The following is a 14,389-nucleotide window of genomic DNA, read 5'->3' on the forward strand; positions in this document are numbered from 1 at the left end:
GAGTATAGGTGAGGCCATGGAGCAAGTCCTCACCCGTGCCCGCGCTCTGTCGCGCCGCCCGGCCGTCCTGGCCCCCCTGCTCCTGCTGGCGGGCGGCGGCTCGGCCCTCGTCCTCCTCCCCCTCTTCGGGGTCCCCGGCTTCGAATTGAGCCTCGCCCTGGCCATCGCCGTGGGCCTGCTCGGCGGGGGTCCAGGCGTCGCCGCCGCCTTCCAGGAGCGCCGCATCATTCTGGGCCAGGACCCCAGGCCCCCGGCCGCCGCCGTCCCCCAGAGCCCCGGCGCCGCGGTGGGTCGAGCCCTGGGCGCCGCCCTCGTCCTCAATGTCGGCGCGCTCATCCCCCCCTTCCTCGCCTCCACCGTCTTCGCCTGGCTGCGCACCTCGTGCGACCCCTTCGAGCTGGTGGGTTTCTATCCCATGCTCACCCTCCCCTCGGCCGTGCTGGCCTCGGCGTCGGGAGTCCTCTGCGGCTTCAAGGCCCGGCGGCCCTCCCGGGGGGTGGCACTGCACGTGCTGCTCGTCCTGCTGTCGCTCGTCCCCACCGTGTGGCCCATCGTCGCCGGTCCCCAGGTCTTCGCCTTCAACCACTTCCTGGGACACCTGCCCGGCCCCCTCTACGACGAGGCCCTGGTGATGACGCCCGCGCTGGGCTGGTTCCGCCTGGAGACCCTGCTGTGGGCCTGGGTCCTGGCGGGGCTCGCCGCCGCGATGCTGGACCTCGGCGCCGGCACCCTGCGCCGCGCGAGCGTGCGCCCCTGGAGCCTGGTGGCGCTCGCGCTCCCCATGTCCGCCATCCTCTTCCTGGAGGTGAAGGGCCCCCAGCTGCGCACGCGGATGACGGACGCCTACCTCGCGGACACCCTGGGCGGCGTGCGCGACACGGAGCACTTCCGCCTCCACTACCCCCGGGGCAAGTCGCGCGAGGACGTGGACCGCCTCGCCCGCGACATGGAGTTCCGGTGGATGCAGGTGCAGCGCTTCCTCGGCGTGGCCCCCACCGAGCGCATCCGCGTGTGGCTCTATCGCAACGAAGAGGAGAAGCAGCGCCTGGTGGGCGCCGGCCGCACCCAGTACGCCAAGCCCTGGCGGTATGAGCTGCACATCCAGGACAAGCCCTTCCCCCACTCCACCCTGCACCACGAATTGGCGCACGTCATGGCCGCCCCCGCCGGCAGCGGCCCGTTCCGAGTCACCACGCGCCTGGGACTCTGGCCCCTCATGGGTGTCATCGAAGGGTTCGCCGTCGCCGCCGACGGCCCCGCCCAGGGCGACCTCACCCTGCACCAGTGGGCCGCGGGCATGCGCCGCCAGAAGCTGGCCCCGGACATGCGCAAGTTGATGGGGCCGCAGGGCTTCTACCAATCCGCTCCCGCTCGCGCGTACACCGTGGCCGGCTCCTTCCTGCTCTACCTCGCGGAGACCTACGGCGCGGACAAGCTGCGCGCGCTCTACGCCCACGCGGATTTCGACGACGCCTACGGGCGCCCGCTGGACGAGCTGGTCTCGGAGTGGGAACGCCACGTGGACGCCCTGCCCCTCGACGACACGGCCATCGCCCGCGCCTTCGCGCGCTTTCGCGCCGGCAGCCTGTTCAGCCGCGCCTGCGCCCGCGAAGTCGCCCGACTCACCGAGTCCGCGCGCGCCTCGCTGGTGGGAGACCCCGCGGATGCGCTGGAGCGCTACACCCGCGCCGCCTCGCTCCAGCCGGAGGAGCCCTCGTTCCGCCTGGGCGAAGCCGCCGCGCTGTCCGCGCTGGAGCGCTACGACGAGGCCACCACCGTGCTCTCCACGCTCGCCCATCAGGTCAAGGCCCAGGCCGTCACCGCGGCCGAGGTCGCCATGGCCCGCGCGGATGTGGAGGCCCGACGCCAGCAGCCCGAGCAGGCGCGCCGCTACCTGGACGAGGTCCTCTCCCTGGACGCCACGCCCGAGCTGACGCGCACCGCCCAGGTGAAGCTCGCGGCGCTGGACTCCACCGCGCGACGCGAGGCCATCGACGCGTACTTCCAGTCGACGCGCGAGGAGCTGCGCCTGCTGATGCTGACGCGCGCCCTCCAGGCCGTGCCCCAGGACGCGTACCTCAACTACCTTCTGGGCCGCCGACTCCAGCAGGTGGGCTCGCCCGTCCTCGCCGGCGAATACCTCCAACGTGCGCTGGCGGACGGTTCGCTGCCGGAGGCCCTCCGCCGGGAGGCCCTGCGCGTGAAGGTGGAGGCCGCCTACCTCGCCGGGGACTGCGGCGCGGTGCGCCACGAGGTCGGGGTCCTTCCAGACTTCGGAACGGCCTTCAAGGCCACCGCCCAGGAGTGGCGGGAGCGGTGTGATTTCGAGGAGAAGACCTTCCAGGGGCCCCTGGTGCCACGACAGGCTTTCCGCTAGCCGCGCTTTCCGCTAGGCAGGCAGCCCACACAGCGGCGACGAGCCAGCCCATCAGGAGGGAAGCGATGCGGTTCGAGACGAGGCAGCGAATCCAGGGGACGGTGGACGAGGTGGAGCGCGCGCTCCTCGACGAGCGGTACTTCGAGTTCCTCCTCAAGTACCACGGCGTCTTGCTGGAGCTGGCGCCGATTGAAGTGAAGACCGAGGGCGACCTGGTGAAGCGCAAGGTGCGCTACCGCCCCAAGCCGGTCATCGAGAGCATCGGCCCCAAGCGCGTGCCTCCCGAGTGGTTCGCCTTCATCGAGACGTCCACCTACGACAAGCGCCGCAAGGAGCTCACGTTCACCAACACGCCCACGTCGGGCACCATCTCCAAGATGCTGGTGAACACCGGCACCATGCGCTTCCGTGACTTGGGCGCCGGGCAGACGGAGCGGTCGATGGACGGCGAAATCTCCCTCAAACTGCCCTTCCTGATGAAGCCGCTGGCGCTCATCGGCGAGAAAATCATCCAGGGCGAGGGCCTCAAGATTCTCGACAACGAGATTCCGGTGCTCAACCGGTTCATCTCCGAGGTCATCCGCAATTGCTGAGGCACGCGGAGTGCAGGTGGGGCCGGGGGAATGGGTTGACTTCTCATCCATTGTCTTCGTAAGGCCCCGCCATGCTCATCCGCTTCCTCGCTCTCTGCGCCCTGACCCTCCTGGCCGCCTGCGCTCCGAAGCGCATCCCCGGCACCGAAATCGACGACACCTCCGACACGCGGGCCATTTTGTCAGTGATGGAGCAGTACCGGTCTGCCATTGAGGCACGCGACGCGAAGGGCATCCAGGCCCTGGTGTCCAAGGACTTCCGCGAGGATGGCGGCACGCCGGGGGACCCCGAGGATGACCTGAACACGGCCAACCTCGTGCCGTACCTGGAGACGCTCTTCCCGCAGCTCCAGTCGCCCAAGGTGGAGCTCGACGTGCGCCGGGTGCAGGTGGGCAAGGACATGGCCACCGCCATCTATTACTGGAAGGTGAGCTGGCGCATGCCCAGCCTCACCCCCCGCCCCCAGAAGGAGGCGGAGTTGGAGCAGATGGTGTTCCGGCTCGAGGATGGCCGCTGGAAGATCCTCTCCGGCATCTGAAGCCGCGTCGACTCCGGGGCGCGTCATGGCGCCCCGGTGGCTCACAAGCCCAGGAGCGTCGCGTAGCCCGAAGGCCCCATGGCCGACAGCGCGCGCGCCCGGGCGAGATAGGTGCGGTAGTCCTTGCGCACCAGCTTGTCCGCCGGCAGCGGGGACAGGTGGTAGTCGCGGATGCGGCTGGCCGTGAATCGCACCGCCCCGAAGAGCGCGTGGCCGAAGAGGTTGGCCCGCTCCACGGCAGACAGCGGCCGGATGTCCTGGTAGCCGCGCACCAGCGCCTCGCACAGCTCCGGCAGATACCCGCCGCCATCGAAACACCAGGCGTTCAGGGTGATGACCAGATCCAACCCGTACGCCTCGCGGCAGGCCATCTCGAAGTCGAAGAAGGCCCCCACGCTACCGCCCAGCCACTTCACGTTGTCGGTGAAGAGGTCCGCGTGGATGACGCCGAGCGGCTCCAGGCCCAGGCGTTGTGACTCGGCCGTGTCGAGCAGGCGCTCCAGTTCCCCGGCGATGGTGGCCAGCGTCGCATCCGGGTGACGCGACAGCTCCGCCAGCCATCCGCGCACGACGTCCGGTGAGTACGGGTTGGTGCGCGAGCCGCTGAAGGACTGCGTGTCGCGGTGCAGCTTGCCCAGCTCCGTGCCCAGCCGCTCCAGGTGCTCGGAGGTGAGGTTCGGATGGCGCAGCTCCTCGCCCGGCAGCCAGCGGAAGACGCTGACGCGCCCGCCCTCGAGTTCGACGAACGTCGCTCCGTCGCGCGTGGTGAGCTGCACGGGCGAGGGGAAATGGTACGCGGCCAGGTGGGCGAGCAGCGCGGACTCGAAGCGCAGGTCATCCGACGAGCGCACCGTCGTGTGGCGAACGAAGTAGCGGCCGGTGTCCGTCTCCAGCCGGTGGTTGGTGTTGATGGAGCCCTGGGGAATGGGCGTCACGCTCCGCACACTCCCCAGTCCGAAAATGTCGGCGACGCGAGTGAAGACCTCGGGGGACAGCGCCGTGTGAACCGCCATTGCTCACTCCTCCCATGCTCGGGGCCCGCTCCATTGACACCTGGGAGGGGCGTACCTAATAGCATCCAACTCCAGCGCGGGGAGACAGGTCCATGGGCACCGAGGTTCAGGGCGACTGGAAGCGGCGCGAGAGCTGGAAGAGCGCGCTGGTGCAGGTGGCCGTGGTGGCCGTGGTGCTCGCGGGCGCCGTCACCTACTTCGTCCACCGGGGCGCGGTGCGAAAGGAGACAGAGGAGCGCATGCGCGCGGCCCGCTCGGCGGCCCTCCGGGGCAACCCCGCGGACCTGACCCGCGCCATGGCGGAGCTGGAGACGCTCTTCCAGGTGGACGCCGAGGCCCGCGACGGCCAGGCCCTGGCCGCCGACATCCAGACAGTGCTGTGGCTGGAGCACCACCAGCCCGGCGCCGATGCCAAGGCGCGCGAGTACCTGTCCCGCGCCGAAGCACTCGACTCCCGCTCCGGCGAGCGCTACAGCGCGCGCGCCCTGCATCTGCTCGCGGAGGGCAAGACGGCCGAGGCGGAGAAGTACCTCGCGGACCTCCAGGCCCAGGGCGCCAACAGCCCGCGGCTGACGCTGGCCCTGGCCCTGACGCTCCAGGCGAAGGGAGACCTGCCCGGCGCGCGTCAGGCGTTCGCCCGCGCCGCCGAGGGGGCCTACCGGGACACGCGCTTCACCACCGCGTACGCGGAGGCCCTGCTCGACGAAGGCCAGCACGCCCAGGCGGTGGAGGTCTTCGAGAAGACCACCAGCGTCAACCCGGACCACCTCATGGCGCGGCTGGGCGCGGGGCTCGCGTATGCGTACCAGGGCAAGAAGCTGGAGGAGGCGCAGCGCGCGCTCGCCACGGCCTCCGAGAAAGACGCCGAGCTGACGCCCTCGCTGCGCTCCCGCATGGGGGCCCTGAAGGCGGAGCTGGCGCTGACGCGGGGCGCGACGGACGAGGCGCTCCAGGAAGCGGACGCCGCGCTGAAGACGGTGCCGGATGACGTCTACGCCCTCTTCGCCCGGGCCCGGGCCCTGTCGGCGCGGAAGGGCCCGGAGGCGCGCGCCGCCTTCGAGGCCGCGGTGGCGAAGCGGCGCACCGCCCCCCTGCTCTACCTGGATGGCGCGCGCAGCCTCCAGGCATCCGGCGACAACACCGGAGCGCTGGCGCTGCTGGACGCGTACGAGGGCACCTTCGGCGTCATCCAGGTGGCCACCGCCGACGGCAAGAAGGTCAGCCTCCTGGAGCAGGACGGCCGCTACTGGCTCGCCCGGGGCGGGCTGCTGGAGGCCGCGGGCCAACAGGACGACGCGCTCACCGCCTATGACAAGGCCATCGCCGCGAAGGGCGTCGGGCTGGCGCGGGCCCAGTACGCCAAGGGCGCGCTGCTGGTGCTCCGCAAGGACTACGAGGGTGCGAAGGCCCTGCTGGCCACCGTGGCCCCGGACACGGGCGCGGGCACGCTGCCGGAGGCATATACCGCCATGGGCGACCTGCTCTTCGCGCAGAGCGCGTACGCGGCGGGCTGCCAGCACTACTACTTTGGCCTCGTGCGGGCCCGCTCACAGGGGACGTCGCGCGACGAGCTGGCCGCGCGCATCGACTCCGTGAAGAAGGGCCTGGAGTCCGCGGGCCAGGGCCCCATGGCCAAGGCGTGGATGAACGAGACGGGCGCCCTGCTCCAGTGAGCCTGGGCGCCCGCGTTCCTACAGCAGCTCCGAGGCCTCCAGCGGACGGTACTTGGCGCGGACGATGCGCCACTCACCGTCGGTCTCCTTCTCGAACGTCCCCTCGATGAGGTAGGCGTTGAGCACGCTGTCCGCCGCCAGGTCCTTCAGGTTCTCCGCCTGGGAGCGACCGAAGATGAAGCGGGCCTGGAAGTCGCCCTGCGTGGGGGAGACTTCGTGCACCTCCAGGTTCGTCGTGAAGATGCGGACCCACTGGCCGCGCAGCACCTGGCCCGTCAGCACGCCCCGGACCTGCCGGTTGTCCCAGCCGCCGTCCGTCTTGAAGCGCTCGGACACGCCCTCCATCACCCCGGAGATGTCCTTCTGCTCCGCGGCGCGCGTCATGGTGATGACCTGCCGGGTGATGGCCTCCGGGACTCCCGGCTCCCGACGCGGCCAGAAGTAGAGCACCGCACCGGCCGCCATGAGGGCCAGCGCCACCCCCACCACCTTCGAGCGCGACAACATCACCATTCGCTCCTCACGCCGCCTCGGGCTCGAGCACCAGCTCGTCCGCGTCGATGATTTCCAGGGGCCGCAGCGCCTCGCCAATCTGCTTCAGGCGACGGTCCGACAGCTGCTCCAGGTACGTGCGGATGTGCGGGAAGACTCGCACCAGTTCGTGGAACGCGTTGCGCTCCAGGAAGGCCGCCGCCGTCTTGCGCGTGGCCGCCACGGTGGCCGACGCACGCAGGCCCGTCAGCAGGGAGATTTCCCCCGCCACGTCGCCCTCGCGCAGCACGCCCAGCGTCACGGTGCCGCCCGCCGGGTCCTCCTTCTGCACCACCAGCTCTCCGGCCAGCACGAGGAACAGCCCTGGCGAGTGCTCACCCTCCACCAGCACCTTCTCGTGCCCCTGGAGCGCGCGGAAGGCGAAGCGCTGCAGCATGGCTCCGCGCTCCGACTCCGGCAGCGTCTGGAACATGGGCGAAGTCGCCATCAGGTTTCGCGCCATGCGCTGCTGCGCGAAGTCCGCCAGCACCTGCGGCACGGCCGGGTGATTCTTGGCCACGGCGTTGAGGTGCTCGCGGCGAATCTCGAAGACCTCCGTGTCCGACACCGCGGACACCGTCGCGGTGGGAGGCGCGCCCGTCAACAGGGCAATCTCGCCGAAGATGGAGCCACCGCCGAGGAAGCCCAGTGTCTTCGCCTCGCCGTCCATCTGCCGCGTCACCTCCGCCTTGCCCGCGACGAGCACGTAGAGGTGGTCGGCCGGCTCGCCCTCTCGGCTCACCACTTCCTCCGGCCTCACCCGACGCCACGCCATGCGTCCCACCAGGTCGATGAAGGCCTCCCGGTCCAGCTCCGCGAACAACGGCAGCGGAGGCCGGCTGTTGGGGTCCGCTGAGCCGCCCGGGTCCGGCGCGGCCAGTACTTCAATGGCGCGGTTGGAGAGCTCCTCGCCCACCAGGCCCATCAGGTCCGTCTCCACCTTGCCGTCGTAGAGCGTCTCCGGCGGCAACGGCGGGGGCACCGCGGCGCGACCGGGCGCGCTGCGCACCGCGCGCGAGTGGACGCGGATGAGCGTGTCCTTCAGGCGTCGCTCGTTGGGGGCCAGCTCCAGGGCCAGCTTGCACGCGGCCATGGCGGACAGCAGGTAGTCGCGGCGCAGGAGTCCCTCCGCGCACGCGTGGTACGACGTGACGGCGCGTTCGCGCTCGCCCAGCTCCGCCAGACACCGGGCCGCCATCATCCGCGAGCGGTGGTCCGCGGGGACGCGACGTACGGCCTCCGCGAACACGGCGAGGGCGCGCTCGAACTGGCGCTCCTCGATGAGGTCCATTCCGAGTTCACGCAGCGACGACTCGCTCATCCCATGTCTCCACGAACCTTCGTTGTTGCAGCAGCGCCGCTCACGGCTGGAGCTCGCTCAGGTACATCTCCGCCTTGCGCTTCGTATCCGAGCCCTCGGGCGCTGTCTCGATGACAATCTTGAACTTCACCGCCGCGGACTGGGGGTCCCTGTCGCGCTCGATATAGGCGCGCATGTAGAGCTCCTCCACCTTCTTCTGCAGGTCGTCCAGGCCGTCACGCGCCCGGCGGTCCCCCGGGTTGAGGCGCAGGGCCTCGCGGAAGTTGAGCCCCGCCGCCGCCAGGTCCCCCTTCTTCAGCGCCGCCTGTCCCGCCGCCAGGGCCGCCGACGCCAGCTGCTCGTCCAGCGTGTTGCCCAGCGAGCCCTGGAAGCCAATCTGCCGGTACAGCTCCGCCGCCCGGCGCAGCGGCTTCGACGCCGACTCCAGCGCGTTGGACGCCAGCTTCTTCTGCGCGTCGTCCAGCGAGCGCTGGAACTGGGGAATGAGCGTCTTCAACTGGCGCGCCCGCTCCTTCACGTCCTTCTCCGCCTTGTACTTCTCCGTGACGCGGTCGCACTCGAGCACCGCGCGCTGGTAGTCGCCGCCGTTGAAGCGCCGCTCCACGTCGGTGAAGGCCTCCTCGAGGAAGAGCTTGCGCTCCTCCTTGGCGTTCAGCGCGGCGCGCTCGCGGTTGGCGCGGTCCCTTCGCGCACCGTCCGCGGACTCCTTCGCCAGCTCCGCCTCCAGGTCCTGGAGCTTCTGCGCATAGGCCGGCTTGTTCAGGTCCGGCACGCGGTCCAGCAACGGACGCGCCGCCTCCGGGTCCCGGGCCGCGAGCGCGTCTTCCATCTGCTGGATGCGGAACGCGGCGTCCTTCTCCTCCAGCTCCGTCTCCAGCTTGCGCCGGATGTCGTCCATCTTGGCCGTGCCCTGCGGCGTGGCCGCGAGCTTCGTGCGCGCCTCCTCGAACTGCTGGGCGACCATCAGCGCGCGCACGGACTCGAAGGACTGCACCACCTCCAACTGCTTGCTCGCAGCCTTGCCCAGGCCCTCCTCGTCGACGCCCGGCCGCAGCTTCTCCGCCTCCTCGACGAGCCGCACCGCGGTGGCGTAGTCGTCCGCGCGCACCGCCTCGCGCGCCTTCTGCATCAGCAGCTTCGAGCGCTCGATGTTCGGGTCCACCGGCGGCGGAGGCGGCGGCCCGGAGGGGATGAACAACAGGCCCAGCATCAGCAGCACCACCACACCGCCACCCACGGCGATGAGCAGCTTCGTCTTCGAGTTCGGCCCTCCGCCCGTGACGACGCTCCTGGGGGGCGGACGGGGACGGGGGATGGCGATGGCGCCCTTGCCCTTGTTCTGCGCCTTGTCCTGGAACCCGTCCGGCACCCGGTAGTTGGCGTTGGTCATCTCGTTCAGCCGGGGATCATTCGGATCCACGTCTGAACCACGAGCGGCGCCCGCGGCCTTCCGGGCCTCGTCCTTCTCCTTGGCGGCCTCCTCGCGCTCGCGCTTCTCCTCGGCCTCGCGAGCCTCCGCCTGCGCGCGCATCTCCTTGATTTGCTCCGCCTCGTCCACGAAGCGAAGGCGCGTCTTGCCCATGGCGATTTCATCGCCGTGCTTGAGCAGACACTCGTCCACGCGCTGATCATTCACCTGGGTGCCGGAGATGCTGCCCAGGTCTCGCATCGCCACGCCGGTCTGGCCGTAGACGAGCTCCAGGTGCCGGCGCGACACCGACTGGTCGTCCAGTACGAAATCGCAGTCCTTGCCGCGCCCCACCACCATCCGCACGCCCTGGAAGCGCTTCTTGCGCCCCCGGTCCGGTCCGGCCAGCACCAGCATCTGCACGGGCGGACCGGCGCGCGTGGACTCGGAGTTGTCGTCGTCGTCGTCGCGGCGCACCGCGTCCTCGCGCGACTCCGGCACGGCGCCCACGCGCGTCTCATCCGTGCGGGAGCGGGGAGGTTGCGCGTCACCGTACAGCTCCGGGTTCGCGGGGCCGTCGGGATAGCCTTCTTCCCCGGAGAGGGGTGCGGCGAAATCCTCGTCGGCGGGTGACGCCTCGCGCGGAGGGCGAGCCCGGGCTGACGGCTTCGCCGATGGAGAGTCCGCCCCCGCGTCACCGCCGGAACGGCCGGCGCCAGCGCGAGGAGAGGATGGAGGACGAGCAGGCATGGGGTGGGGTCCAGGTTCCGAAACGTCGGCCATCTTAAAGCGCCGGCCCCCACGGTGGGAATGCGACAGGCCAGCCCGCGGGGAAAGAAGGGCGGCCATTGTCCGTTGCTCCCGGAGATTTCCCCTCCTATGTAGGTTTCCACACCCCCCCACCGCTTCACCGAGGGAGTTCCTGAATGCCCCGAGCGTCCGCGCCGACCCGACGCGCCCCTTCTTCCCAGCTCGCCCCCCTGGCGGCCCGGCGGCCCTCGCCCGTTCCCCTGCTGCCCCAGTCGCTGCTCGAGCGACTGCTGGCCGTGGCCATGGAGCGCGGGGGTGACTTCGCGGAGGTCTACGTGGAGCGCACCCACAGCACCAGCGTGGTGCTGGAGGAGTCGCGCATCAAAAGCGCCCAGACGGGCCTGGTCCAGGGCGTGGGGGTGCGGGTCATCTCCGGAGGAAAGGTGGGGTACGCCTTCTCCGACGACTGGGACGAGCCCGCGCTGCTGCGGGCGGCCTCCACGGCGGCGATGATTGCCCAGGGCCAGGGCTCCGAGCGCGCCTTCCCCGTCTCCCGCGTCGCGGTGCCCAGCCACTACCGGGTCCCCACCCCGCTGTCGGACGTGGAGGTGTCGCTCAAGGCGTCCCTGCTGACGCGCGCGGACCAGGCGGCTCGCGCGTTCGACTCGCGGGTGACGCAGGTCAATGGCGCCTACGCGGACCAGACGCGGCGCCTCGCGGTGGCCAACACGGAGGGGCGCTACACCGAGGACACCCAGGACTTGTGCCGCATCTCCGTGCAGGTGGTGGTGCAGGGCAAGAAGAACGAGCGGCGCACGGGCATGTACGGCGGGGGCGGTCGGGTGCCGTTCACCCACTGGGCCACCTTCCCCCCGGAGGAAGTGGCCCGTGAGGCGGCGCGACAGGCGGTGGCCACGCTGGGCGCGGTGGACTGCGCCGCGGGCCCGCAGACGGTGGTGCTGGCGCCCGGCTGGAGCGGCATCCTCCTGCATGAGGCGGTGGGCCACGGCCTGGAGGCGGACTTCATCCGCAAGGGCACGTCGCTGTTCGCCGGCAAGCTGGGAGAGAAGGTGGCCTCCGAGCTGGTCACCGTCATCGACGACGGCACGGTGGCCAGCGGCCGAGGCTCCATCAACATCGACGACGAGGGGACGCCGGGGGAGCGCAAGGTCCTCATCGAGAACGGCGTGCTCAAGGGCTACCTCTACGACAGCCTCAACGCGAAGCTGATGGGGCAGCGCTCCACGGGCAGCGGGCGGCGCGAGTCCTTCCGGCACCTGCCCATCCCCCGCATGACGAACACGTTCCTCGCGCCGGGCAACCACCACCCCGACGACATCCTGAAGGAAGTGAAGCGCGGGCTGTACTGCGCGACCTTCGGTGGCGGGCAGGTGGACATCAGCAACGGCAACTTCGTCTTCGAGGTGAGCGAGGCGTACCAGATTGAAGACGGCAAGCTGGGCCGGCCGGTGAAGAACGCCATCCTCATCGGCGTGGGGCCGGAGGCGCTGAAGAACGTGTCCCGCGTGGGGTGCGACCCGCAGCCGGACCCGGGCATGGGCGTGTGTGGGAAGAACGGGCAGTCGATGCCGGTGGGCGTGGGCCTGCCCACGCTGCGCATCGACAACGTCACCGTGGGCGGAACCCAGGTCGGTTGAGAGAGAGCGCCAGACACCATGGACTACCAGAAGCTCGCGAAGAAAATCGTCCAGCGCGCCACGAAGAAGGGCGCCCACCAGGCCGAAGCCTTCCTGGAGGTGAGCCGCCAGAGCAACGTGCGCGTGCGCGAAGGACAGATTGAAGACCTCACCCAGTCCACGTCCAAGGGCGTGGGCCTGCGCGTCGTCGTGAAGGGCCGGCTCGGCTTCGCCTTCACGTCGGACTTCGAGCCCTCGGGGCTGGAGCACCTCGTGGACCAGGCGCTGAAGCTGGCCGAGGCCGCCGCGCCCAGCAAGCTCAACGGCCTGCCCGGCGCGAAGGAACTGGGCCGCTACGGAGACACGGGCGATTTGTATGACCCGGCCGTGGCGAACCTGCCCGGCGACTGGAAGGTGAAGGCCGCGCTGGAGATGGAGAAGGCGGGCCGCGCGGAGGACTCGCGCGTCACGACGTTCAACGCGGTGGGCGCCGGGGACTTCATGTCCGAGGTGTACGTCGCGTCGTCGGAGGGGATGGCCGGAGGCTACTCGGGCACGTACGTGTACCTGTACGCGCTGCCGGTGGCCGCCGCGGACGGCCAGCTCCAGAAGGGCTACTGGCTGGACTACAAGCGCTTCCTCGCGGACCTGGATTCGCCGGAGTCCATCGGCCGCGAAGCGACGCGGCGCGCGGTGCGGATGCTGGGCGCGAAGCGTGTGAAGACGCAGCAGGTTCCCGTGCTCTTCGACCCGCTCGTCACCGCGTCCTTCATGTCCGGCGTGGCCAGGGCGGCCAGCGGCAACGCCGTGCACCAGCAGGCCAGCATGCTGGCGTCGCTCCAGGGCAAGCGGCTCGCGAGCGAGCACGTCACGCTGGTGGACAACGGCCTGTTGCCGCGAGGCCTGGCCACCGCGCCCTTCGACGGCGAGGGCGTGCCCACCCGGCGCACCCCCATCATCGACCGGGGCGTGATGTCGAACTTCCTCTATGACGCCTTCACCGCGCGCAAGGCGAAGGCGCGGCCCACGGGCAACGCCAAGCGCGGCTACAACGCGCTGCCCACCATCGGCACCAGCAACCTGTACCTGGAACCGGGCACCACGCCACCCGAGCAGCTCATCCGCGAGGTGGACCGGGGCTTCTACGTCACGTCGCTGCTCGGCCATGGGGCAAACCCCGTGACGGGCGAGCTGTCCGCGGGCGCCAACGGCCTGTGGATTGAGAACGGCGAGCTGACGCACGCGGTGCAGGAAGTCACCGTGGCCGGCAACGTCCTGAAGATGCTCCAGGACATGGACGGCGTCGGCAACGATTTGCAGTTCCGAGGCGGCACCGTGGGCGCGCCCACTGTCCGCTTCCGGCAGCTCACCCTCTCGGGAGAGTAGCCCTACCTCCCGCGTCCCCCTAGCGTGGGCGACGCGGGAGGCCCCCTCCCCCACGTGTTGGGGGAGGCGAATGTCAGGGCCTCCGGCTACACCTTTCGTCCGCAGCGCAGGAGGGCGCACCCATGGCAGCGAAGTCCGCACGAAAAAAGACGGCCGCCGCCGCGAAGGCGAAGCCGGCCACCACCCCTCGCAAGCCCCGCCGCAAGAAGGCGGACCCCAAGTCCCGGGGCCTGACGCCCGCGGACGTGGCCAGCGACTCGGTGGAGTACCCCATCGACATCCTCGAGGCCGTGCGCACCGACGGCGGCGAGGTGCTCGGCGTCTACCGCGAGCCCCTGGGTGGCCACCCGGTGGTGCTCGCGGTGCTGCCCATCGACAAGGTGGAGCCCACGCCCTACCAGCGGGACTTGTCCGAGCCCCACGTGAAGCGGCTCGCCAGCGCCATGGAGCGGTTGGACCGCTTCCTGGACCCCGTCATCGCCGTGCGCAAGGACGGCAAGTACTGGACGCCCAACGGCAACCACCGCCTGCACGCAAGCAAGCTTCTGGGCGCCAAGTCCATCATCGCCCTGCTGCTCCCCGACGAGGACGTGGCCTACCAAATCCTCGCCCTCAACACGGAGAAGGCCCACAACCTCAAGGAGCGCTCGCTGGAGGTGGTCCGCATGTACCGGGGCCTCGTCGGCGCGGGCCGCGAGGGCAAGGAGACCGCCTTCGCGCACCTGTTCGAGGAGCCTTCCTTCGTCACGCTCGGCGCCGCGTACGAGAAGCGCCCCCGCTTCTCCGCGGGCGCCTACCACCCGTTCGTCAAGGTGGTGGAGGACTTCCTCGACAAGCCGCTCGGGGCCGCGCTCGCCCTGAGAGAGGCCCGGGCGGACCGGCTCCTGGAGTTGGACGACGCCGTGGTGGCCGTCGTCAACGGCCTCAAGGAGCGGGGCCTGCAGAGCCCCTACCTCAAGAACTTCGTCGTCGCGCGCATCAACTTCCTGCGCTTCCGCAAGAATGGCGGCAAGCCCGACTTCGACGAAACGCTGGACCGGATGCTGGCCAGCGCGCTCAAGTTCAACCTGGAGTCCGTCAAGCGCGAGGACATCGGCCGGATGGGCGGTGGCCCTGTCGAGTCGGACGACGAGCACGCGTAGGGAACGGGGATTGCAAGAA

The 14,389-nt window shown here is 70.3% G+C and carries 11 protein-coding genes; 7 read left to right on the forward strand and 4 right to left on the reverse strand.

All coding sequences use genetic code 11. The annotated features are described in order from the left end of the window. The first annotated feature begins 16 nt into the window (after window positions 1-16). The 3 genes from HUA75_RS20810 (at window position 17) to HUA75_RS20820 (ending at window position 3,509) form a co-directional block, all read left to right on the forward strand. Complete coding sequence (locus HUA75_RS20810; protein ID WP_174487371.1) at window positions 17-2,377, forward strand: tetratricopeptide repeat protein; 2,361 nt, start codon at window positions 17-19, stop codon at window positions 2,375-2,377. Between the two features lie 65 nt (window positions 2,378-2,442). Beyond that, the gene (locus HUA75_RS20815; protein WP_174487373.1) at window positions 2,443-2,970 is read left to right on the forward strand and encodes a hypothetical protein; all 528 of its coding nucleotides are present in this window, start codon (window positions 2,443-2,445) and stop codon (window positions 2,968-2,970) included. Window positions 2,971-3,041: 71 nt separating this feature from the next. Continuing rightward, window positions 3,042-3,509: a nuclear transport factor 2 family protein gene (locus HUA75_RS20820; RefSeq protein ID WP_141647395.1), complete on the forward strand. Its 468-nt coding sequence runs from the start codon at window positions 3,042-3,044 to the stop codon at window positions 3,507-3,509. A 41-nt stretch (window positions 3,510-3,550) separates the two neighbouring features. On the opposite strand, the gene HUA75_RS20825 is transcribed toward HUA75_RS20820, so the two are convergent. Beyond that, the gene (locus HUA75_RS20825) at window positions 3,551-4,522 is read right to left on the reverse strand and encodes a homoserine kinase (RefSeq protein WP_141647396.1); all 972 of its coding nucleotides are present in this window, start codon (window positions 4,520-4,522) and stop codon (window positions 3,551-3,553) included. Between the two features lie 92 nt (window positions 4,523-4,614). On the opposite strand from HUA75_RS20825, the gene HUA75_RS20830 reads away from it, so the two are divergent. Continuing rightward, window positions 4,615-6,195: a tetratricopeptide repeat protein gene (locus HUA75_RS20830; protein WP_141647397.1), complete on the forward strand. Its 1,581-nt coding sequence runs from the start codon at window positions 4,615-4,617 to the stop codon at window positions 6,193-6,195. An 18-nt stretch (window positions 6,196-6,213) separates the two neighbouring features. On the opposite strand, the gene HUA75_RS20835 is transcribed toward HUA75_RS20830, so the two are convergent. Genes HUA75_RS20835 through HUA75_RS20845 form a run of 3 tightly spaced genes read right to left on the reverse strand, consistent with a single transcriptional unit; the run spans window position 6,214 to window position 10,205 of the window. After that, complete coding sequence (locus HUA75_RS20835) at window positions 6,214-6,708, reverse strand: hypothetical protein (protein ID WP_141647398.1); 495 nt, start codon at window positions 6,706-6,708, stop codon at window positions 6,214-6,216. A 7-nt stretch (window positions 6,709-6,715) separates the two neighbouring features. Continuing rightward, window positions 6,716-8,047, reverse strand: coding sequence for a cyclic nucleotide-binding domain-containing protein (locus HUA75_RS20840; RefSeq protein WP_141647399.1), 1,332 nt, complete (start codon window positions 8,045-8,047; stop codon window positions 6,716-6,718). Window positions 8,048-8,087: 40 nt separating this feature from the next. Beyond that, window positions 8,088-10,205 (reverse strand): FHA domain-containing protein, encoded by a 2,118-nt coding sequence (locus HUA75_RS20845; RefSeq protein WP_141647400.1) that lies wholly within the window; start codon window positions 10,203-10,205, stop codon window positions 8,088-8,090. A gap of 176 nt (window positions 10,206-10,381) precedes the next feature. On the opposite strand from HUA75_RS20845, the gene HUA75_RS20850 reads away from it, so the two are divergent. From HUA75_RS20850 to HUA75_RS20860, 3 genes are all read left to right on the forward strand, one after another. Continuing rightward, window positions 10,382-11,863: a TldD/PmbA family protein gene (locus tag HUA75_RS20850; protein WP_174487374.1), complete on the forward strand. Its 1,482-nt coding sequence runs from the start codon at window positions 10,382-10,384 to the stop codon at window positions 11,861-11,863. 18 nt (window positions 11,864-11,881) lie between these two features. Next, window positions 11,882-13,228, forward strand: a complete 1,347-nt coding sequence (locus HUA75_RS20855) for a TldD/PmbA family protein (RefSeq protein ID WP_174487375.1) — start codon at window positions 11,882-11,884, stop codon at window positions 13,226-13,228. A 122-nt stretch (window positions 13,229-13,350) separates the two neighbouring features. Then, window positions 13,351-14,370, forward strand: coding sequence for a ParB/RepB/Spo0J family partition protein (locus HUA75_RS20860; protein ID WP_174457157.1), 1,020 nt, complete (start codon window positions 13,351-13,353; stop codon window positions 14,368-14,370). Window positions 14,371-14,389: the final 19 nt, after the last annotated feature.

The organism is Myxococcus sp. CA040A (genome assembly GCF_013336725.1).
GTDB lineage: Bacteria > Myxococcota > Myxococcia > Myxococcales > Myxococcaceae > Myxococcus > Myxococcus llanfairpwllgwyngyllgogerychwyrndrobwllllantysiliogogogochensis.

Excerpts from the sequence above, each read along its gene's own strand:
- HUA75_RS20810 (WP_174487371.1), top strand. The coding sequence starts at position 17 with ATGGAGCAAGTCCTCACCCGTGCCCGCGCTCTGTCGCGCCGCCCGGCC.
- HUA75_RS20815 (WP_174487373.1), top strand. The coding sequence starts at position 2,443 with ATGCGGTTCGAGACGAGGCAGCGAATCCAGGGGACGGTGGACGAGGTG.
- HUA75_RS20820 (WP_141647395.1), top strand. The coding sequence starts at position 3,042 with ATGCTCATCCGCTTCCTCGCTCTCTGCGCCCTGACCCTCCTGGCCGCC.
- HUA75_RS20825 (WP_141647396.1), bottom strand. The coding sequence starts at position 4,522 with ATGGCGGTTCACACGGCGCTGTCCCCCGAGGTCTTCACTCGCGTCGCC.
- HUA75_RS20830 (WP_141647397.1), top strand. The coding sequence starts at position 4,615 with ATGGGCACCGAGGTTCAGGGCGACTGGAAGCGGCGCGAGAGCTGGAAG.
- HUA75_RS20835 (WP_141647398.1), bottom strand. The coding sequence starts at position 6,708 with ATGGTGATGTTGTCGCGCTCGAAGGTGGTGGGGGTGGCGCTGGCCCTC.
- HUA75_RS20840 (WP_141647399.1), bottom strand. The coding sequence starts at position 8,047 with ATGAGCGAGTCGTCGCTGCGTGAACTCGGAATGGACCTCATCGAGGAG.
- HUA75_RS20845 (WP_141647400.1), bottom strand. The coding sequence starts at position 10,205 with ATGCCTGCTCGTCCTCCATCCTCTCCTCGCGCTGGCGCCGGCCGTTCC.
- HUA75_RS20850 (WP_174487374.1), top strand. The coding sequence starts at position 10,382 with ATGCCCCGAGCGTCCGCGCCGACCCGACGCGCCCCTTCTTCCCAGCTC.
- HUA75_RS20855 (WP_174487375.1), top strand. The coding sequence starts at position 11,882 with ATGGACTACCAGAAGCTCGCGAAGAAAATCGTCCAGCGCGCCACGAAG.
- HUA75_RS20860 (WP_174457157.1), top strand. The coding sequence starts at position 13,351 with ATGGCAGCGAAGTCCGCACGAAAAAAGACGGCCGCCGCCGCGAAGGCG.